Annotated in this window: 18 protein-coding genes; 4 read left to right on the top strand and 14 right to left on the bottom strand. The window is 49.2% G+C overall.

Features of this window, described 5'->3' with window-relative positions:
* Positions 1 to 59: 59 nt before the first annotated feature.
* From prmA to aroQ, 4 genes are read right to left on the bottom strand one after another with little or no spacing between them, the layout of a single operon-like run.
* Positions 60 to 950: a 50S ribosomal protein L11 methyltransferase gene (gene prmA, locus BN3003_RS13380; RefSeq protein WP_058357159.1), complete on the bottom strand. Its 891-nt coding sequence runs from the start codon at positions 948 to 950 to the stop codon at positions 60 to 62.
* Positions 951 to 952: 2 nt separating this feature from the next.
* The gene (gene accC, locus BN3003_RS13375) at positions 953 to 2,317 is read right to left on the bottom strand and encodes an acetyl-CoA carboxylase biotin carboxylase subunit (protein WP_058357158.1); all 1,365 of its coding nucleotides are present in this window, start codon (positions 2,315 to 2,317) and stop codon (positions 953 to 955) included.
* A 59-nt stretch (positions 2,318 to 2,376) separates the two neighbouring features.
* A complete protein-coding gene (gene accB / locus BN3003_RS13370) occupies positions 2,377 to 2,835 on the bottom strand; it encodes an acetyl-CoA carboxylase biotin carboxyl carrier protein (RefSeq protein ID WP_058357157.1) in 459 nt (152 codons plus the stop codon).
* A 13-nt stretch (positions 2,836 to 2,848) separates the two neighbouring features.
* Positions 2,849 to 3,289 (bottom strand): type II 3-dehydroquinate dehydratase, encoded by a 441-nt coding sequence (gene aroQ, locus BN3003_RS13365; protein WP_058357156.1) that lies wholly within the window; start codon positions 3,287 to 3,289, stop codon positions 2,849 to 2,851.
* Between the two features lie 245 nt (positions 3,290 to 3,534).
* On the opposite strand from aroQ, the gene queA reads away from it, so the two are divergent.
* From queA to ubiE, 3 genes are read left to right on the top strand one after another with little or no spacing between them, the layout of a single operon-like run.
* Positions 3,535 to 4,557 carry a tRNA preQ1(34) S-adenosylmethionine ribosyltransferase-isomerase QueA gene (gene queA / locus BN3003_RS13360; RefSeq protein WP_058357155.1) on the top strand — a complete coding sequence of 341 codons (1,023 nt, stop codon included), beginning with the start codon at positions 3,535 to 3,537 and terminating at the stop codon, positions 4,555 to 4,557.
* A gap of 23 nt (positions 4,558 to 4,580) precedes the next feature.
* The gene (locus BN3003_RS13355; protein ID WP_058357154.1) at positions 4,581 to 4,934 is read left to right on the top strand and encodes a gamma-butyrobetaine hydroxylase family protein; all 354 of its coding nucleotides are present in this window, start codon (positions 4,581 to 4,583) and stop codon (positions 4,932 to 4,934) included.
* 55 nt (positions 4,935 to 4,989) lie between these two features.
* The gene (ubiE, locus tag BN3003_RS13350; RefSeq protein ID WP_058357153.1) at positions 4,990 to 5,727 is read left to right on the top strand and encodes a bifunctional demethylmenaquinone methyltransferase/2-methoxy-6-polyprenyl-1,4-benzoquinol methylase UbiE; all 738 of its coding nucleotides are present in this window, start codon (positions 4,990 to 4,992) and stop codon (positions 5,725 to 5,727) included.
* 207 nt (positions 5,728 to 5,934) lie between these two features.
* Here ubiE and BN3003_RS13345 read toward each other — a convergent pair whose 3' ends face one another.
* From BN3003_RS13345 to truB, 7 genes are all read right to left on the bottom strand, one after another.
* Complete coding sequence (locus BN3003_RS13345; protein WP_058357152.1) at positions 5,935 to 7,284, bottom strand: alanine/glycine:cation symporter family protein; 1,350 nt, start codon at positions 7,282 to 7,284, stop codon at positions 5,935 to 5,937.
* 514 nt (positions 7,285 to 7,798) lie between these two features.
* Positions 7,799 to 8,704, bottom strand: coding sequence for an HARLDQ motif MBL-fold protein (locus BN3003_RS13340; protein ID WP_199822591.1), 906 nt, complete (start codon positions 8,702 to 8,704; stop codon positions 7,799 to 7,801).
* 306 nt (positions 8,705 to 9,010) lie between these two features.
* The gene (locus tag BN3003_RS13335; RefSeq protein WP_058357151.1) at positions 9,011 to 9,463 is read right to left on the bottom strand and encodes a VOC family protein; all 453 of its coding nucleotides are present in this window, start codon (positions 9,461 to 9,463) and stop codon (positions 9,011 to 9,013) included.
* Between the two features lie 192 nt (positions 9,464 to 9,655).
* On the bottom strand, positions 9,656 to 10,435 hold the full coding sequence (locus tag BN3003_RS13330) for a hypothetical protein (protein ID WP_058357150.1): 780 nt from the start codon (positions 10,433 to 10,435) through the stop codon (positions 9,656 to 9,658).
* A gap of 146 nt (positions 10,436 to 10,581) precedes the next feature.
* Positions 10,582 to 12,708 carry a polyribonucleotide nucleotidyltransferase gene (gene pnp / locus BN3003_RS13325; RefSeq protein ID WP_058357149.1) on the bottom strand — a complete coding sequence of 709 codons (2,127 nt, stop codon included), beginning with the start codon at positions 12,706 to 12,708 and terminating at the stop codon, positions 10,582 to 10,584.
* A gap of 170 nt (positions 12,709 to 12,878) precedes the next feature.
* Positions 12,879 to 13,148: a 30S ribosomal protein S15 gene (gene rpsO, locus BN3003_RS13320; RefSeq protein ID WP_058357148.1), complete on the bottom strand. Its 270-nt coding sequence runs from the start codon at positions 13,146 to 13,148 to the stop codon at positions 12,879 to 12,881.
* Positions 13,149 to 13,231: 83 nt separating this feature from the next.
* Complete coding sequence (gene truB, locus BN3003_RS13315) at positions 13,232 to 14,146, bottom strand: tRNA pseudouridine(55) synthase TruB (protein ID WP_058357147.1); 915 nt, start codon at positions 14,144 to 14,146, stop codon at positions 13,232 to 13,234.
* A 245-nt stretch (positions 14,147 to 14,391) separates the two neighbouring features.
* On the opposite strand from truB, the gene BN3003_RS13310 reads away from it, so the two are divergent.
* Positions 14,392 to 14,943, top strand: a complete 552-nt coding sequence (locus BN3003_RS13310) for a hypothetical protein (protein WP_147645441.1) — start codon at positions 14,392 to 14,394, stop codon at positions 14,941 to 14,943.
* A 109-nt stretch (positions 14,944 to 15,052) separates the two neighbouring features.
* Here BN3003_RS13310 and BN3003_RS13305 read toward each other — a convergent pair whose 3' ends face one another.
* The 3 genes from BN3003_RS13305 to rbfA all read right to left on the bottom strand — a co-directional run bounded on the left by BN3003_RS13305 (position 15,053) and on the right by rbfA (position 18,133).
* Positions 15,053 to 15,907 (bottom strand): leucine-rich repeat domain-containing protein, encoded by an 855-nt coding sequence (locus BN3003_RS13305; RefSeq protein WP_058357145.1) that lies wholly within the window; start codon positions 15,905 to 15,907, stop codon positions 15,053 to 15,055.
* A 165-nt stretch (positions 15,908 to 16,072) separates the two neighbouring features.
* A complete protein-coding gene (locus tag BN3003_RS13300) occupies positions 16,073 to 17,449 on the bottom strand; it encodes an ATP-binding protein (protein ID WP_082625669.1) in 1,377 nt (458 codons plus the stop codon).
* A 312-nt stretch (positions 17,450 to 17,761) separates the two neighbouring features.
* On the bottom strand, positions 17,762 to 18,133 hold the full coding sequence (rbfA, locus tag BN3003_RS13295; protein WP_058357144.1) for a 30S ribosome-binding factor RbfA: 372 nt from the start codon (positions 18,131 to 18,133) through the stop codon (positions 17,762 to 17,764).
* Between the last annotated feature and the right edge of the window lie 53 nt (positions 18,134 to 18,186).

The following is an 18,186-nucleotide window of genomic DNA, read 5'->3' as shown; positions in this document are numbered from 1 at the left end:
TGTGGTGCTGATGCACGAAGCATAAGCCTATCACAGGTTAACCACAGGACAACAGTTATTTAAGCACGTTTAGTACCAAATAAGCAGGCCCAGCCGTCTTGGATGGTAGCAGGTTTCATGTCGAACCATTGTTGATACAGCGCAGAGATTTCGTCAACTTGTTCGGCCAAAATGCCAGATAACACAATTTGACCGCCATTTTTGACGCGTCCTGCCAACATTTGTCCCAACATGCGCAGTGGGTTGGCCAAGATATTCGCCACCACCACATCAAATTGGCCTTCAGGCTGCGCATCCGGCAAGTACACGTCTATGCTGACATTGTTTTGCGCGGCATTGTCGTGACTGGCGCGGATGGCTTGCTTGTCGATGTCGACACCGACCACATGGCTGGCACCGAGTTTGGCCGCGGTAATCGCCAAAATGCCCGAACCACAACCGTAATCCAATACCGTCGCACCTTGTGGCATGTTGGCGTCTAACCAACGCAAACACAAGAAGGTGGTTGGGTGGCTGCCAGTACCAAAGGCCAAACCGGGGTCGAGTTCGATGTTAATTGAACCGTCGGTTGGCGCTTCGTGCCAAGTTGGCGTGATCCACAAGCGTTCCGATACATGAATCGGGTCGAATTGCGATTGGGTCAATTTCACCCAATCTTGGTCGGCCACTTCGGTAATGGTATACGCTTCTTTTACAGGCCGCATATTGGCGGGCAAAGCCGCCACTGCTGCATCGACATCGGTATCGGCATCGAACATGGCGATGATGAGGCTTTGTTCCCAAATTTCGGCGCTGGGCTCATTCGGCTCATCAAAAATCGGTTGCTCTTTGTCGGTACCGGCGTAAGCGTCTTCAATGGCGGTAGACAAAGCGCCCACTTCCATCAATTCATCCGATAACAATTCGGCGTGGCTAGAAGGCACGACGATGTTCACTTGCAAAAACGGCATGCTTACGCTCCCTTGCCTTTAGGGTGGTGTTCTTCCATCCAGTGTTCGAGGTAATGGATGCTGGTGCCACCTTGGATAAAGCCGGGATCGGCAAACAATTCGCGGTGCAATTCGGTATTGGTTTTGATGCCGGTAACTGCCAATTCTGACAAGGCCACACGCATGCGCGCCATCGCTTTGTCACGGTCGTGACCGGAGCTGATGATTTTGCCTATCATGCTGTCGTAATATGGCGGAATCGAATAGCCTTCGTAAATGTGGGTATCGACACGGATGCCAGGGCCGCCCGGTGCGTGGTAAGTCTGAATCAAACCTGGGCTAGGCACAAAGGTAAACGGGTCTTCCGCATTGATGCGACACTCAAACGCATGACCACGAATGACGATGTCTTCTTGTTTGTAGCTCAATGGCAAACCAGCGGCCACATAGATTTGCTCTTGTACGATGTCAACACCGGTGATGATTTCGGTAATCGGGTGTTCCACTTGCACGCGCGTGTTCATCTCGATAAAGAAGAATTCGCCGTTTTCATACAAGAATTCAAACGTACCGGCACCGCGGTAATTGATGCGTTTACAGGCCGCAACACACGCTTCACCAATGGCTTTGCGTTCTGCATCGGTAATACCCGGAGCCGGTGCTTCTTCGATGACTTTTTGGTGGCGGCGTTGCATAGAGCAATCGCGCTCAGCCAAGTAAATGGCATTGCCGTGTTCATCGGCCAAGACTTGCACTTCGACGTGACGCGGTTTTTGCAAATAGCGTTCCATGTACACGGTAGAGTTGCCAAAGGCAGAACCGGCTTCGGTTTTGGTCATTTCCACCGACAAAATCAAGTCTTCTTCGCGTTCAACCACGCGCATGCCACGACCACCACCGCCGCCTGCGGCTTTGATGATGACAGGGTAACCGACTTCGCGGCCGATTTTAATCATTTGTGCGGGGTCGTCTGGCAAAGCGCCGTCTGAACCGGGTACGCACGGTACGCCTGCGGCTTTCATCGCGTCTTTGGCGGCCACTTTGTCACCCATGGTACGGATGGTGTCGCCACGCGGGCCGATGAAGACAAAACCAGATTGCTCAACACGGTCGGCGAAATCGGCGTTTTCAGACAAGAAGCCGTAACCGGGGTGGATGGCTTCGGCGCCAGTGACTTCGGCAGCGGCGATGATGGCAGGAATGTTTAAATAGCTTTGTGCAGATTGGGCAGGGCCGATGCACACAGATTCATCTGCCATTTTGACGTAAATGGCTTCACGGTCGGCTTCGGAATGCACAGCCACGGTTTCTATGCCCAATTCACGGCAGGCACGCAATACGCGTAACGCAATTTCACCGCGATTGGCGATCAGAATTTTTTTGAACATGGTCTTAGGCCTTGAATGTAGAGACGCCCTAAGGCGTCCTGTAAAGAATGTGGGGAATATTACTCGATGATGAACAGCGGCTCGCCGTATTCAACTGGCTGACCATCTGTAATCAAGATTTTTTTCACCACACCCGCACGGTCGGCTTCGATTTCATTCATCAATTTCATCGCTTCGATGATGCACAAGGTGTCGCCCACTTTAACGGTTTGACCTTCTTCAACGAAAGCTGCTGAAGTCGGGCTGGCTGAGCGATAGAAAGTACCTACCATAGGCGATTTCAAGGCATTGGCAGCAGACACCACCGGAGCGGCTGCTGCTTCAGCAGTGGCCACGGCCGCAACAGGGGCGGCGGCAGCAGGAGCAGCATAAGCAGGAGCAGGCGCTGCATAAGTAGCGGCAGGGGCAGCATAAGTGCGGGTAACGCGCACTTTGTCTTCGCCTTCGGTTACTTCGATTTCAGCAATACCTGATTCTTCAACCAAGTCGATTAATTTTTTAAGTTTACGTAAATCCATGGAAGGTTCCTTTTTATGCTTTCAATGTGGTGATGGCGTATTGCATGGCGAGGTAATAGCTGTGTACCCCCAAGCCGCAAATCACGCCTTTGGCCACATCGGATAAATACGAGTGATGACGAAACGGTTCGCGTGCATGAACATTGGATAAGTGAATTTCTAAGAAAGGTATGGCGACACCGGTTAACGCATCGCGCAAGGCCACGCTTTGGTGGGTAAACGCACCTGGATTGATTAGGATCATGCGCGTACCATCCAAGCGCGCAGCATGGATGCGGTCGAGCAACACGTATTCGGCGTTGCTTTGCAATGTGTCTATGCTGAGATGGGCTGAGTGTGCCATGTCGGTTAATTTGGCATTGATGTCTGCCAAGGTGGTGGCACCATAGATTTCTGGTTCGCGGCTACCCAACAAATTCAGGTTAGGGCCGTGCAAGACCAATAAGTCGCTCATACACTGGTTTCGAGATAGTAATGTCGTTATTTTTACGCAATTTCGGCTAACAGTCCAGTACTGCAGATAAAAGGAATGCTGTTTTGTGCGATTGAAGTAAAGACACCAAGGTTATAAAGATGCGCATTGTACTGTTTTGTCGGCACCAGTGCCATGAATTATTCGAGTGTTGCTACAGTTTTACAGGCCGCTATTTTGGCTGCAAAAGCGTATAATGCGCCCTTTGTTGTTTTAAAGCAGTGACCATGCACATTAATGATTTTGATTTTGAACTCCCAGAAAGCCTGATAGCACAGCATCCTCCCGAGGTTCGTGGCAGCAGCCGCCTCTTGGCAGCGTGGCAACAACAGGCATTACAAGATTTGCATTTTGCTGACATAAGTCAATTTTTTGAGGCCGGTGACGTGTTGGTGATGAATGACACCAAAGTCATCAAAGCACGTTTGTTTGGTCAAAAACAAAGTGGCGGCAAAATTGAGGTATTGGTTGAGCGCGTCATCAACGACCACGAAGTGTGGGCACACATCCGTTCTTCCAAATCACCGAAACAAAATGCGGTATTGTTGTTTGGCGACGAGCAAGCCATCATGCGCGAGCGCAAAGGCGAGCTGTTTGTGCTCGATTTCCCCGGTGACAAAACCGTGTGGGAGGTATTGGAAGAACAAGGCCACATGCCGTTGCCACCTTATATTGAACGCGCCGATGATGCCGACGACGATGAGCGTTACCAAACTGTCTATGCTGCTCACGACGGCGCCGTGGCCGCACCGACTGCCGGTTTGCACTTTACGCCTGAATTGATGCAAGCCTTGCAAGACAAGGGCGTGAGCATCCATTATGTGACTTTACACGTCGGTGCGGGCACGTTTCAGCCGGTGCGCGTCGACAATATCGCAGACCACCACATGCATTCTGAGCGTTTTTGGGTGGCACAAAGCGTGGTCGATGCCATCAATACCGCCCATGCGGCTGGTAAAAAAGTGTGGGGCGTGGGCACCACCAGCATGCGCGCCTTGGAGTCTGCGGCATTGTCAGGTGAATTACAGGCCGGCTCAGGTGATACCGACATCTTCATTACCCCCGGTTTTGAATTCAAGGTGATAGACCGCTTGATTACCAATTTCCATTTGCCCAAATCGACATTGATGATGTTGGTGTCGGCGTTTCACGGCTATGATGAAATCATGGCTTTGTACCAACACGCGATTGCGCACCAATACCGCTTCTTCAGCTATGGCGATGCGATGGTGTTAACGCGCAAAGCATAAGTTAATTTCTTAAAGGCATGAGCATGACGCAAATTCCCGTAGCCATCCGTTTGGACAAATCCAAAACCGTGTTGCATTTGGATTATGAACAAGCGCAGTTTTCCTTAAATGCCGAATACTTGCGCGTATACTCGCCCAGCGCCGAAGTGCGCGGCCACGGTGTGGGCCAAGAAGTGTTGCAAGTGGGCAAACGCGCCGTGCGCATCATCGGCGTCGAAGCCGTCGGCAATTACGCCTTGAAACTGGTGTTCAGCGATGGCCACGATTCGGGTTTGTACGATTGGGCGTATTTACATGAATTGGCGCAAACCGAAGCCGATAAATGGCAGCAATATTTGCAAAGATTGACCGCAGCCGGCGCATCTCGTGACGCATAATGCCTCTGAGTAGGTTACAATCAGGCTTTCAGGCCGCATTGGAAGAAGCAAAAACATGACAGACAAACAAACCCATTTCGGATTCAAAACCGTAGACGAAACAGAAAAAGCCGGCAAAGTGGCGGAGGTATTTCATTCGGTTGCGGGGAAATACGACATCATGAACGACGTGATGTCGGGCGGCCTGCACCGTGTTTGGAAACATTTCACCATCAATACCGCGCGTTTGCACAAAGGTGAAAAAGTATTGGACATCGCCGGCGGTACGGGCGATTTGTCACGCGGTTGGAAAAAGCGCGTTGGCGACAAAGGCGAAGTGTGGCTCACCGACATCAATTCTTCGATGTTGACCGTTGGCCGCGACCGCTTGTTGAACGAAGGCACGGTGTTGCCGGTGGCTTTGTGCGATGCCGAAAAATTGCCTTTCCCAGACAATTACTTCAACTTGGTATCGGTGGCGTTTGGCCTCAGAAACATGACCCACAAAGACCAAGCCTTGAAAGAAATGTACCGCGTGTTAAAACCGGGTGGCCAATTGTTGGTATTGGAGTTCTCCAAAGTGGCCAAACCGTTGGCACCGGTCTACGATTTTTACTCGTTCAAATTCTTGCCGACTTTCGGTAAAGTCATCGCCAAAGATGCCGATTCTTACCAATATTTGGCCGAATCCATCCGCATGCACCCCGACCAAGAAACCTTGCAACAAATGATGTACGACGCGGGTTTCGACTTGGTGGACTACCACAATTTGACAGCCGGCGTGGTGGCCTTGCACAAAGGCACCAAGCTGTAAGTTGAGGCTGAAAAGCGCAAAACCGCTCTTGTTGAGGCAAGGGCGGTTTTTTTATGGGCGTTTGGATAGCGCGGTGTGTGGGGTGATGTTGCATATAGATTAGCAGTATCAATGCTTAAGCGGCCTGTAAACCCAAATCATCAGGTTTACAGGCCGCTTTAAGAACATCATTGCATTTAAGATATTGTGGTTGAATTGCCGTGTGGTTTAAGGCAATTCGCCACTTTGGCGTTTGGCTTTAAAGTCTTTGGTTTCTTTGATGATGACACCCAACAAGGCCAATAATGCAATCAGGTTAGGAATGGCCATCAAACCGTTGAAGGTGTCCGCTGCTGCCCATACCAAATCCAGACTGGCGACGGTGCCTAACATCACCGTTGCCACATAAATCACGCGGTAGGCGGTGATGCTTTTGTCGCCAAACAGGTAGGTGGCACATTTTTCGCCATAATAACACCAACCCAAAATGGTAGAATAGGCGAAGAAAATCAAGCCAAAAGTGACGATCCAGCCACCTGGGCCAGGCAGCAATTTGTTAAACGTGTGGGTGGTCAAAGCCGCACCGGTTTCACCGTCCATGTACATATTGCCCATCACCAACACGATGCCGGTAATGCTGCACACCACGATGGTGTCTAAGAAGGTACCAGTCATCGACACCAAGGCTTGACGCACTGGATGATCGGTTTTGGCCGCGGCTGCCGCAATTGGCGCCGAACCCATCCCCGCTTCATTGGAAAACACCCCACGGGCCACGCCGTAGCGGATGACTGTGCCCAAGGCACCGCCTGCCACTGCATTGCCGGTGAAGGCATCCGAGAAAATCAATTGTAAGGCAGGGAATAAGGCATCCAAATTCAACAAGATGATGATGAGGCCGCCCAGTACATAAAATACCGCCATAAAAGGCACGATGACAGACGACACTTTGGAGATGCTTTTAATGCCCCCCAAAATCACCACGGCGGTGAACGCGGTCAAGACCACACCGGTAATCCAGCCCTCGATGCCAAAAGAGGCATGAATCGATTGGGCAACCGAGTTAGATTGCACCGAGCTGCCGATGCCAAACGAGGCAATGGTGGCAAAACCTGCGAACAAGATTGCCAACCATTTTTGCTTCATGCCACGTTCTATGTAATACATCGGGCCGCCAGACATTTCGCCTTTGCTGTTTTGCACCCGGTATTTTACCGCCAACACGCCTTCACCGTATTTGGTGGCCATACCAAAAATGGCGGTGATCCACATCCAAAACACCGCACCGGGTCCGCCAACCACCACCGCCGTGGCCACGCCGGCAATGTTACCGGTGCCTATGGTGGCAGACAGTGCCGTCATCAATGCGCCAAAGTGGGAAATATCGCCTTCTTGGGTATCGCCGTCGCCTTTCTTTTGCGGGGTGAAGGCTTGCTTCAATGCAAACGGCAATAATGTGAACTGTATGCCCATCAAACGGATGGTCAAATACACGCCCGTACCGACCAATAAAACCAGCATATACGGACCCCAAACCCAGCCGCCTAAGGTGTCAAACAGGTTTTTCAAGCTCTCCATAGGTTTCTCCTTGTTACAGTAATTATGATATTTGGATTTTGTGTAACGATTTGAATCTAGCATGTCTTGTCAAAATCACAAAAAAGCGCTGTTTAATTTCGGTGAAAACTGCATAGAAATTGGTTAATTTTCGGGCAATTTTCAAGATGATTTCGTATGTTCAGTCAATTTACATTCAAATAACCCATGCTTTATGGGTTTAACTGACAAAAAAAGCCGAAATTTGACACAAACGTTTTATCTGGCTGTGCGCTATTGCGCACGCTTAACTCCATTCAGCCGTGCTTGGGCTTAAGTCGCATCGGGAGCATGAGAACGGTATGGCAACTGGGAGGTTTAAGGGCAATGCGGACAACCGGCACAGCTGATGGAAGTCACCATAAAAGCGGGGCATGCTGTGGCGGTTGAGAAGGACGCCATGCATCCAAGTACGGCGATTTGAGGGCAGGTAGGCAGTGGCGTATTAATTGAAGTGCAGCAGCCACTGCAATGGTGCGGTGGCTGCCAAATGTGTTTAAGGGTGAGAAGGGTGCAGCTGCTGTGACAATTGCTGCTCAAAATCGCGTTGACCGGCGGCGACATAGGTTTGCAAGCCCGTTCTGTCTATGAAGGCGTGTTTGTCACCGGCTTTGAGTTTGGCCAATTTGGCCTTCATTTGAAAGCGGTCGGCTTTGTTGGCCAAGAAGATATCGGCCTGTAAGCCATTTAAAGTGGCAAAGGTGTGGCGCATGTCGCTGACGATGTTCGGGTAGTTTTTGTTGTTTAACAGCGAATAACCGCCGGTGAACAAACTGTCGGCATACACCACTTTTTGTTTGTGCCACAGACTGCCGACTTCGGTACTCCATGAGGTGGCGCCGGGCAGATGACCGGGGGTGAGGTGGGCGGTAAAACGCAGCTTGCCCAAACGGATTGCATCGCCATCGCCGACGATGATGTCGGCCTGTACCGGTGGAAAGCGCAATTGGTCTCCCAAGGCAAAGTCTTCGGCCGCACCGTTGGCCAACATTTCGGCATTGGCGGCGCTGGCCACCAGTTTCGCGCCGCTCCATGCTTTGAGTTGGGCAAAACCGCCGGCTTGGTCTAAGCGCGCATGGCTGTTGAGCAGGTATTTCACCTCGCTGATTTCAAAACCGAGTTTGGCGATATTGGCCTTGATTTGCGGCGCTGAGGCATCTATGCCGCTGTCGATGAGCACCAAGCCTTTGCCGGTATCGAACAAAATCGAGCTTAAATTGTCGGTGCCCACGTAATACACCTGTGGGTAAATTTCAAACGGTTCAATTGGCGCGTTCCAGCCTTGAAACAAACTCATCGGTGGGGCGGCGATTAAGGCTTGGTCTGGGTGCAAGGCGGCGTGGCTTGCAGGTAAGCACAGTGCGAGCACGGCGCTGAATAATATGTTGTGTGGTTTCATCATGGTCTGTCTGTGTGTTGTCATAGGCGCGCAAAGAGCGACTATGGTGGGTTTAAAACGCGTATTTGCCTGACTGTGCTGCGGCATGAAACCCGTGCAGGCTGGCAATCGGCGCGTATTTTAGTGGGAAGCTTTCGACTTGAACAGTGTGGCTGGCGACATCTCAGTTATGAGTAGGGAATGGCAGTGCAATTTGATGAAGGCACAGTTTGATCAATACACACAGCAATGCGGCCTGTAAACGGGATAAAGTTTACAGGCCGCATTGCTGATGACTAAGCTGCATGGGTGTAGGTATTGTCTTAGAGATTAGCCAGCGCTGGCCACATTCACCATCCACGGGATGGCATAGCGGTCGGTGACCATACCGAAACCTTCAGACCAAAACGTGGCCGCAAACGGCATGGTGACATTGCCACCTTCTGCCAAGGCTGCAAACACGCGCAGGCCTTCGTCGGCGCTGTCCACACCGATGGAGATCCACAATCCTTGTGGCTTTTGGTAGCCACCGCCACAGGCTTGTGCATCTATGCCGGGCAAGATGGGCATGGTGTCTGAGGCCATGATGTTATTGCTGCCAAACTGCAGATGCGCATGCATGATGCGGTTTTTGGCGGTATCGGGTAGCGGTGGCATGTTGGGGTCGGCGGGCATTTCACCAAACGTCGATTGGTACACGATGTGGCCTTGAAACACTTGCGCGTAAAATGCCATCGCTTCGGCACACTGGCCATCGAAACTCAAATACGGGGTAATGTTCATGCGGAAAACCTCACGGTAGTAATGAATCAGCTAAACGGATGCGGCCTGTAACAAGTCGATAAGGTGTCAAAGCAACTTACAGGCCGCATAGGCTTGGTTTGGAACTGGCTGTGGTAATGCCATAAAAAAAGACATCTGTCGTACTGGGCAGATGTCTTTGGTGTGCAGATGGTCTGAAAAGTTGCGGCCGCTTTAACGCGGCGCTGGTGCGTAGCCTTCGTCGGCAGGGAAAGCATCTAAACCATCATTGCCACGGCTGACGGGCCGCTTGCGCTGATTAGGGTCGTACAATTCGTAAATGGCGGTGCCGATGATGCCAGTATTGTTAATCGAGCCACTGGGCGTGTTGGCGGCATAAGCATCGCTTGGTTTACTGAAGATGAATGAGGCGACGGCGCTGTTGCTTTTGCGAAAGCCCTCTATCACCAAGCGCTGTTTCGGGCGCAACACATAGCCGTTGTTATAGCGCGAGGCGCGGCTGCCGTTTAACACGTCCAAACCGTCGACACTGGCAACGATTTCATAGGTGTTGTTGCTGTTGTTGCGGTAGACCAAGCGATAGGCTTGACCCGCTTCGCCTTTCAAATAGTATTGGCTGCCATCGCGGTACAGCGGCAGGCCACGGCCGCGGTCGCTTTCAACGCTGAGCTCCACTTTGCCGGCGGCCAAAGACATGCTGTTGATGCTGCGGCCGCCATAGGATTTGTCGGCATAACGCAAGCTGGCTTCGGCAATCGGCGCAGAACTGACGCGGCGCAGGTCGACGCTGCTCACATGCGAAGTCACATCGTCGCCCCATTGCGTGCCCAAGCGTTCTGATGCGGCGGCGGTTTGGCTGCGTGCGCTGCTGTCGGCGCGGCTGCTGCTCATCTCCTCGCTGACATTGGTTTTGCTGTCGCGCATGACGGGAGTGGAACAAGCGCTGATGAGGCCGAGTAAGGCAAGATAGAGGTAGTAACGGTAAGACCACATGGCGTGCTCCTTAGGCTGAGTCGTATGACAGTCGGTTTGAGGTTTGGTGCAAGCAGTCTAGCAAACAACCCATCAGTTTGCATACGCGGCCATGAAAAAACCGCCTGATTTCTCAGGCGGTTGCATTTTGTGACCTTACAGGCCGCTTATTCTGCTGCTGGCTCTTTGGCTTCTGCCTCAGGTTTTTCCAACAAAGCTTTGATAGACAAACGCACGCGACCGCGGTCGTCCACTTCCAAGGCTTTCACGTTCACGGTTTGACCCACTTGCAAGTAGTCAGACACGTTTTTCACGCGTTCGTGCGCGATTTGGCTGATGTGTACCAAGCCGTCTTTGCCAGGCATCACAGACACGATGGCGCCAACATTGTTGTCCAAGATTTTCAATACGGTACCAGCGTAGGTTTTGCCCACTTCCACTTCCGCAGTGATTTCTTCGATGCGTTTTTTCGCGGCTTCGCCGGCTTCGGCCGTGGTTGCAGCGATGACAACAGTACCGTCGTCTTCAATGTTGATTTCGGTGCCGGTTTCTTTGATGATGCCACGGATGGTTTCACCACCTTTGCCAATCACATCGCGGATTTTGTCTTGGTTGATTTTCAAGGTGTACAAACGCGGTGCGTGTGTAGACATCTCTTGAGGACCTTCAACCGCTTCTTTCATCAAGCCCAAGATGTGCGCGCGGCCTTCTTTGGCTTGTTCCAAAGCGATGTGCATGATTTCTTTGGTAATGCCTTGGATTTTGATGTCCATTTGCAAAGCAGTGACACCGTTTTCGGTACCGGCCACTTTAAAGTCCATGTCGCCCAAGTGGTCTTCGTCGCCCAAGATGTCGGTCAAGACCGCAAATTTAGAGCCTTCCAAAATCAAGCCCATGGCGATACCAGCCACGTGTGCTTTCAAAGGCACGCCTGCAGACAACAATGACAGGCAACCACCACACACAGAAGCCATAGAAGATGAACCGTTAGATTCGGTGATTTCAGACACCACGCGCATGGTGTAGTTGAAATCTTCTTGTGCTGGCAATACGGCAATCAACGCACGTTTGGCCAAACGACCGTGACCGATTTCGCGGCGTTTCGGAATACCCACACGGCCCACTTCACCAGTAGAGTACGGAGGGAAGTTGTAATGCATGATGAAGCGGTCGGTGTATTCGCCGCTCAAAGCATCAATGATTTGCTCATCGCGTTGCGTGCCCAAAGTGGCAGTGGCCAAGGCTTGGGTTTCACCGCGGGTGAACAAAGCCGAACCGTGGGTGCGTGGCAACACATTGGTTTGGATGTCGATAGGACGCACGGTGCGGGTATCGCGACCGTCGATGCGAGGTTGACCATCCAAGATTTGACCGCGCACGATTTCGGCTTCCAAATGTTTGAAGATGGTGCGAATTTCGTTCACTTCCAAAGTGGCGGTTTCTTCAGTAATCAAAGCCGCTTCAACCACTGCCCAAGCTTCGTTCAATTTGGCCGTGCGTTCTTGTTTAGAACGGATTTTGAAGGCTTCAGCGATTTGCACGCCAGCCAAACCAGTGACTTTGGCTTTCAATTCCACATTTTCTACTGGCGCAGTCCATTCCCATACCGCTGGGTTCACTTCGTCAGCCAATTCGTTGATGGCAGTAATCACGGTTTGCATTTGGTCGTGACCATAAACCACCGCGCCCAACATCACCGCTTCAGACAATTCTTTGGCTTCAGATTCCACCATCAATACGGCTTTAGATGTACCGGCTACTACCAAGTCCAATTGGCTTTCGGTCAATTGGGTTTTGGTAGGGTTCAACACGTAATCGCCATTCACATAACCGACGCGAGCCGCGCCGATAGGGCCAGCAAAAGGCACACCGCTCAATACCAAAGCAGCAGAAGCACCAATCATGGCAGGGATGTCAGAATCGATTTCAGGGTCTACAGACACCACCATCGCGATGATTTGGATGTCGTTGTAGAAGCCTTCTGGGAATAAAGGACGAATTGGACGGTCGATCAAACGGCTGGTCAAAATTTCTTTTTCAGATTGTTTGCCTTCGCGTTTGAAGAAGCCACCAGGGATTTTACCGGCCGCATACGTGCGTTCAAAGTAATCCACAGTCAATGGGAAGAAGTCTTGGCCTTCTTTGATTTTGCTGGCCGCAACCACAGACACCAATACCACGGTGTCGCCCATGGCAACTTTCACCGCTGCAGTGGCTTGGCGTGCGATTTCGCCGGTTTCAATGGTCACGGTTTGGTTGCCGTATTGGAAAGATTTAACGTGTTTGTTAAACATGAACTTCCTTTAAGAGATTTGGATACCGACCTGAATCACTAATGATGCACACACAGCAAAATACCAATGTGCATGGTTAGTTATTCAGAATCGCATCCCAGATTAATAAAAAACCATTCTAGATAGAACAAAGTCGCAGCGTCTGCTGCGACTTTAAGGTAAAGCTTAACTTATTTACGCAAGCCCAAACGGGTAATCACGTCGCGGTAAGTTACCGCGTCAGTACGGCGCAAGTAGCTTAACAAGCGACGACGTTGGCTAACCATTTTCAACAAACCACGACGGCTGTGGTGGTCTTTCAAGTTGGCTTTGAAGTGAGGAGTCAAATCATTGATACGGAAAGTCAACAAAGCAATTTGTACTTCGCTTGAACCAGTATCGCCTTCTTTGCGTTGGAAATCTTTAACGATTTGTGCTTTTTGTTCTACGGTTAATGCCATTTGTAATGCTCCAAAATATAAAATGGGTATTCAAACCCGACAAGACAGCAGAGCCGAGACCCTTACTACCTCCGAATACGTGTTTAATTCGTGCTCATCAAGCGCAAGGCTTTTAAACGTTGTTCAGGCAAGGCTTCCACCAAACCGATAAACGTCTGCTGCACGTCATACACCCGTAAGGCCGCCATTATTCCATAATTCACGGAAGTTTGCACCTGTTGCCCATACCTTAAACGAACAATTTCCGCGTCTGCCAGTGTAATCGCAGGTAAATGTGCCACTAAAGCCTCACATGGCAGCAATAAGCCATCACGTCCGTCCAATTCCAGCGCTTCCAAGGCCTCAATAGTGTGGCTGTGGGCGATGCTGAAACCGGCGGTGGCGGTGCGGCGCAAATCGGTCAAATGCGCCAAAGTGCCAGCCTCGCGGGCGATGTCTTCGGCCAAGGTGCGAATGTAAGTGCCTTTGGAACACGAAACCGCGATTTGCGCGGTTTGTGCGGCCTCGTCAAATGCCAACACTGCTATGCTGAAAATGGTGATGGTGCGGCGTTTGCGCTCGATATTGATGCCTTGCCGCGCGTACTCATACAAAGCCTTGCCATTGTGTTTTAAAGCCGAAAACATCGGTGGCATTTGCTCATACGTGCGCGTGAACGCCACACAAGCGGCCTGAAACTGTGCCGCATTGATGCGCGCATCGGTGCGTGACGATTCCTCGCCTTCAACGTCGCCAGTGGTGGTTTCTACGCCCAATTGCAAATCGGCAATATAAGCCTTGTCGGAGTCGAGCAAGTATTGCGCGTATTTGGTCGCTTCGCCAAAACACACCGGCAATAAGCCTGTGGCCAAGGGATCTAAAATGCCGGTATGGCCACCTTTTTCGGCTTGAAACAGGCGTTTGCTGATTTGTAAGGCGATGTTGCTGGATTTGCCTTTGGGTTTGTCCAAAAGCAACACACCGCTGATGCGGCGTTTGGGAAGTTTGGCTGAGGTCATGCAGGTGTTAACAGTGTCTAGAATGGGGCAGAGTTTACCACCGAATGCAAGCACTCCCAAGCACATTGCGTTGGGTGAGTTTACAGGCCGCTAAGATGGGCGTGCAGATGAAGGCGGCCGAGCGTGGCTAAGCTGTTGGCTGCTTATGGACAGGTGGCTCAATCCTGTCTGCATCAGTGATGTTGGTGATGGCGTGTGCAGATGTCGTACTTATATGGGTCAATGAAACAACACGGATGGACTCAATGATGTGGAAAACAAAATACAAAAAACCAGTCAAGACATGGATGCTCGCTTTGATGATGTGTATGCTGCTGGGCGGTCAAGCTCAAGCCACGGTGTGTGAATCGGCCAGTTTGCACGAGCGCGTCAGTGCCGCCGATACGGTGATGTTGGTGCAGATTACCAAGGTCACGCCCATCGGTGCTAAAGCCGCCGACAATACGCAGGTGTATCAAAATGACTTTCGGGTGCTATGGCAGTATAAAGGCGATGCGAGCAGTGTGCCCTATGTGCAAACCCATAAGTTAGAAGGGCCACTGCGGACGTTTGATGATTTCAGTTTTTCACTGGCAGTGGGCAGCCAAGTGTTGCTGATGGCCCAGCAAGGCCAAATTCCAAACATGAATGCTTGTGCTGGCGCATCGCAGCTGTGGTCTACGCTGACATGGGATGAAAAAGGCTATTTGTGGCTGTACGAACACCGCTGGGGTGTGTGGGCAGTGCTGGCCTTGTCGCTATTGGCTTTGGCCAAAAAGTGGCGTGAATGGCGTTTGCATCATAAAGCTCAATCATAAACAGCTGAATCATGTACAAATCAGTCATAAACAGCGTTTACAGGCCGCTTAAGAACAGAAAAAGCGGCCTGTAAACTTGGTCATCATGTAGTCTTGCATTATCTTGCTATCAATCGATACAGGCTGGGCTGTAAGCAAAATTGGCCATTTCTATGCTGTAGTCTTGTAAACAAGGCATCTGTTTTAAGAAGGCCACATCACGGTCGGCGAGTTTGCCGCCGGATTCTATGGTCAATTCCCGCAGTTCGTTTAAGGCTTGCAATGGTTTTAAGCTCTCTAGCGCGCCCATGCGGCTGAGCCACAGGTGTTGCAGCTTGGGCAGCTGTGCCAAAGTCGGCAATAACTGCAGCGTGTTTTTGCAATGGTGCAACTCGATTTCTTGTAAGGCTGGCAGTTGTGGCAGCCATGAGAGGTCGGTGAGGCTGGGGATGTCGCTTAAATACAGTGCTTCTAGCGCGCTAAAGCCGCTTAAGCTGTGCCAAGCACAAGGCTTGCTGCGCGTAATTGATAAAGTCCGCAAGCTGGAATTGGCGGGAAAGATGAAATCGGCTTGATTGAAGTTGTCGACAAACAAGGTGTGCAGCAGCGGATGCGCAAACAGGTGTTCAAAATGGCGGTTATACGGCACGAATAGCGTTTGCAAGCGCGAGAACTGCCGCCAATCCAGTGCTTGCTTGCCCAGAAAACGACAGTGTTTGAATTCCAAACGCCGACTCGCTTGCAACACCGCGATGGCTTGATTGTTGGCAAAATCCACATGTGCCACATGCACGGTATCGGCTTTGGCAAAAACACTTTCGTATTCAGGCTGCGTCCAAAGCGACACCTCGCACAGCTGCCCATCCAAGATGAAGTTGTGGCAGTCATGCTCATGCACAAAATCAAGCAAGGCCGCGGCAGCATCAGCTCGCTCCAACACCACAAATCGCTCGGGACGCTGTGCATCGGTACTGCCTACATACATGGGCGGCTTTCTGTGCTGGGAGGGATTTAGCAGATGAAATCATGTTTGTCTGATTGTTAAAACAATGACAAACAGTGGCATTGCTAATTTGTGTACAATTTTCATGTCTTACACCACAGAGGTACCTTAAAGAGACTACTACGGAGTTATAAAATTTGTTGCACGTTATTTTTTAGGTTTCCGCCATGTGGACTTAGAACCTTTTTTATCTGGGTTGGGTTCGAGTAAATTTCTTTTTTTCAATCGTAAAAAAACATTTTTCATTGTATTTTCACTTTTTATACCTGTGATACCTCTTGCTATTGAATTTGTAATTTCTTCATTTTTTGATAAATATTCTAGTACAATTTCTTCAGGTGAACCGAGCATTTCATGCTTAATAATAACAAGTACAGAGTTATCTTTTTCCGTAATTATAGGAGCTTTAAGCCGTAATTGTTCCATTGCTCTAAATGCAGTATTTAATCCTTCACCAACGTCTTTATTTGGAGGACTAGGGAATTTATTAATTAATCTGACTAAGGTAGGGTTTCTTGCAGATTGGGTATCAAGGATATTTGAAACAGTTACATGTCCTGGCAACTTTCCTGGGCTTTCAATTTCAACTCGATTATCAAATATTCTAATTTGAACATCTTGTGCGATACTATAATCTCGGTGTAGAACAGCATTAGTGATAACCTCATGCAATGCTTCTTCTGGATATGCAATAGATTCTAGTTCTTTTTCTCCCAGTTTTTTTATGCCTTGTATTATGCTTTTAGTTTTCTCCACTGAATTATAAATTAAATTATATATATCGGCTTCCACAGTTAATGGGTCGCTGTCTAAAAACTCTCGACCAATGTCATCTGATGAAGTCTTATACCGCATAATTTTTACACTTGACCTTTTGGGTAAATAAATAGGTGGTTCATCGGTAAATAGTAATATTCCGGCAACTTTACATTTTTCATCCCTAATAATATCCTGATTTAATAGATATTTTCTTGGTTCAGAATGTGGTATTACATTATGTATAAACTTATTAATTGAATTGCTTTGTTCAATTAATCGAATATTGATATCAACCCATTCATTTTCAAATGAAACAATTCCTTTATCTAGCTTTAATTTAGCAAGCTCTTCATCGGTAGATATCTTTATTTTTCCAGCGTTGGAACGTATAAAAACTTCACCTGAAGAGGATTTAACAATGTCTTTAACTTTGCTGACAGTAATGTGCAAGATATAGCCTTGATAATTATTATTTGCTAAAAACTCAAATTTCAAATGATTACCAAAAGAATGTGCTTTTTGTAGAACATGAATTATTTCATTTGCCTGTTCTCTAGTAGTGAATCCATCCCAATTATTTAAGCTTTGGCTTTGATTTTCTTTTATCCCAATATATAAATCACCACCAGCTGCATTTGCAAAAGCAGAAACAGTTTCAGAAAGCTTACTGGGCTTAATCTCCTTTGCTTTTACATCATTGAGATAGTTTTCTTCCAAATTAAGCAAGCTTAAAGCTTGAGAGTCAGAGATTTCAAAAATATGCATATAAAACTTACCCTATAATGTTTTCAGTATCTTTATTGAAAGAGTTGTATATAGCGAATTTTATGTCAATTTAATGAAATATAATAACTTTATAAATAAAAAAATTTGCCCAATGTTATATATGCGGTTAAAACATTGTAGACTAAGAATATTACTCCATACATGCAACTTTATATTTTGAAATATATAGTAAGTTAGGGAGCTTAGTTAGATTTTGATTAGGATAGATATTTACAGGCCGCTTAGAAAGTATCTAAGCGGCCTGTAAATATTTAAAACTCAGTTTAAAGCATGCTGATGAGCAGCATGTGATTAATCTTGTACCGGTTTTTCGCTATTGGCTTGGTCGATGAGGCTGGAGATGTTCATGCCGCGCTCGATGGATTCGTCGTATTCAAAATGCAATTCTGGGGTTTTGAACACTTTGATGCGTTTGGCCAATTCCGAACGCAAATGGCCTTTGGCATTGTCCAAGGCTTCGGCGGTGACTTCGCGGGTTTTCTCGTCCATCACGGTATACCACACGGTGGCGTGGCTGTAGTCGCGCGTGAGCTCGACTTCGGTGATGGTGATGAAACCAGCGCGCGGGTCTTTCAAGCCGGTACGGGTCAATTCGGCCAAGTCGCGCATGATTTGTTCTTGCACGCGGTCTTGACGGGCATAGCCTCGCTGTTGTTTTTTCATGTTGTGTTTCCTAATATAAAAGCTGTCCAGAGGCCTAAGCGTCCAGACAGCTT

Source organism: Vitreoscilla massiliensis (assembly GCF_001457815.1).
In the GTDB taxonomy this organism is placed as follows: Bacteria; Pseudomonadota; Gammaproteobacteria; order Burkholderiales; family Neisseriaceae; genus Vitreoscilla; species Vitreoscilla massiliensis.
This window is presented reverse-complemented; position numbering and strand designations above follow the sequence as displayed.

Excerpts from the sequence above, each read along its gene's own strand:
- BN3003_RS13340 (WP_199822591.1), bottom strand. The coding sequence starts at position 8,704 with ATGATGAAACCACACAACATATTATTCAGCGCCGTGCTCGCACTGTGC.
- aroQ (WP_058357156.1), bottom strand. The coding sequence starts at position 3,289 with ATGAGCGACTTATTGGTCTTGCACGGCCCTAACCTGAATTTGTTGGGT.
- pnp (WP_058357149.1), bottom strand. The coding sequence starts at position 12,708 with ATGTTTAACAAACACGTTAAATCTTTCCAATACGGCAACCAAACCGTG.
- BN3003_RS13310 (WP_147645441.1), top strand. The coding sequence starts at position 14,392 with ATGATGTGGAAAACAAAATACAAAAAACCAGTCAAGACATGGATGCTC.
- ubiE (WP_058357153.1), top strand. The coding sequence starts at position 4,990 with ATGACAGACAAACAAACCCATTTCGGATTCAAAACCGTAGACGAAACA.
- rbfA (WP_058357144.1), bottom strand. The coding sequence starts at position 18,133 with ATGAAAAAACAACAGCGAGGCTATGCCCGTCAAGACCGCGTGCAAGAA.
- BN3003_RS13335 (WP_058357151.1), bottom strand. The coding sequence starts at position 9,463 with ATGAACATTACCCCGTATTTGAGTTTCGATGGCCAGTGTGCCGAAGCG.
- queA (WP_058357155.1), top strand. The coding sequence starts at position 3,535 with ATGCACATTAATGATTTTGATTTTGAACTCCCAGAAAGCCTGATAGCA.
- truB (WP_058357147.1), bottom strand. The coding sequence starts at position 14,146 with ATGACCTCAGCCAAACTTCCCAAACGCCGCATCAGCGGTGTGTTGCTT.
- accB (WP_058357157.1), bottom strand. The coding sequence starts at position 2,835 with ATGGATTTACGTAAACTTAAAAAATTAATCGACTTGGTTGAAGAATCA.
- BN3003_RS13305 (WP_058357145.1), bottom strand. The coding sequence starts at position 15,907 with ATGTATGTAGGCAGTACCGATGCACAGCGTCCCGAGCGATTTGTGGTG.
- BN3003_RS13330 (WP_058357150.1), bottom strand. The coding sequence starts at position 10,435 with ATGTGGTCTTACCGTTACTACCTCTATCTTGCCTTACTCGGCCTCATC.
- BN3003_RS13300 (WP_082625669.1), bottom strand. The coding sequence starts at position 17,449 with ATGCATATTTTTGAAATCTCTGACTCTCAAGCTTTAAGCTTGCTTAAT.
- BN3003_RS13355 (WP_058357154.1), top strand. The coding sequence starts at position 4,581 with ATGACGCAAATTCCCGTAGCCATCCGTTTGGACAAATCCAAAACCGTG.
- BN3003_RS13345 (WP_058357152.1), bottom strand. The coding sequence starts at position 7,284 with ATGGAGAGCTTGAAAAACCTGTTTGACACCTTAGGCGGCTGGGTTTGG.
- prmA (WP_058357159.1), bottom strand. The coding sequence starts at position 950 with ATGCCGTTTTTGCAAGTGAACATCGTCGTGCCTTCTAGCCACGCCGAA.
- rpsO (WP_058357148.1), bottom strand. The coding sequence starts at position 13,148 with ATGGCATTAACCGTAGAACAAAAAGCACAAATCGTTAAAGATTTCCAA.
- accC (WP_058357158.1), bottom strand. The coding sequence starts at position 2,317 with ATGTTCAAAAAAATTCTGATCGCCAATCGCGGTGAAATTGCGTTACGC.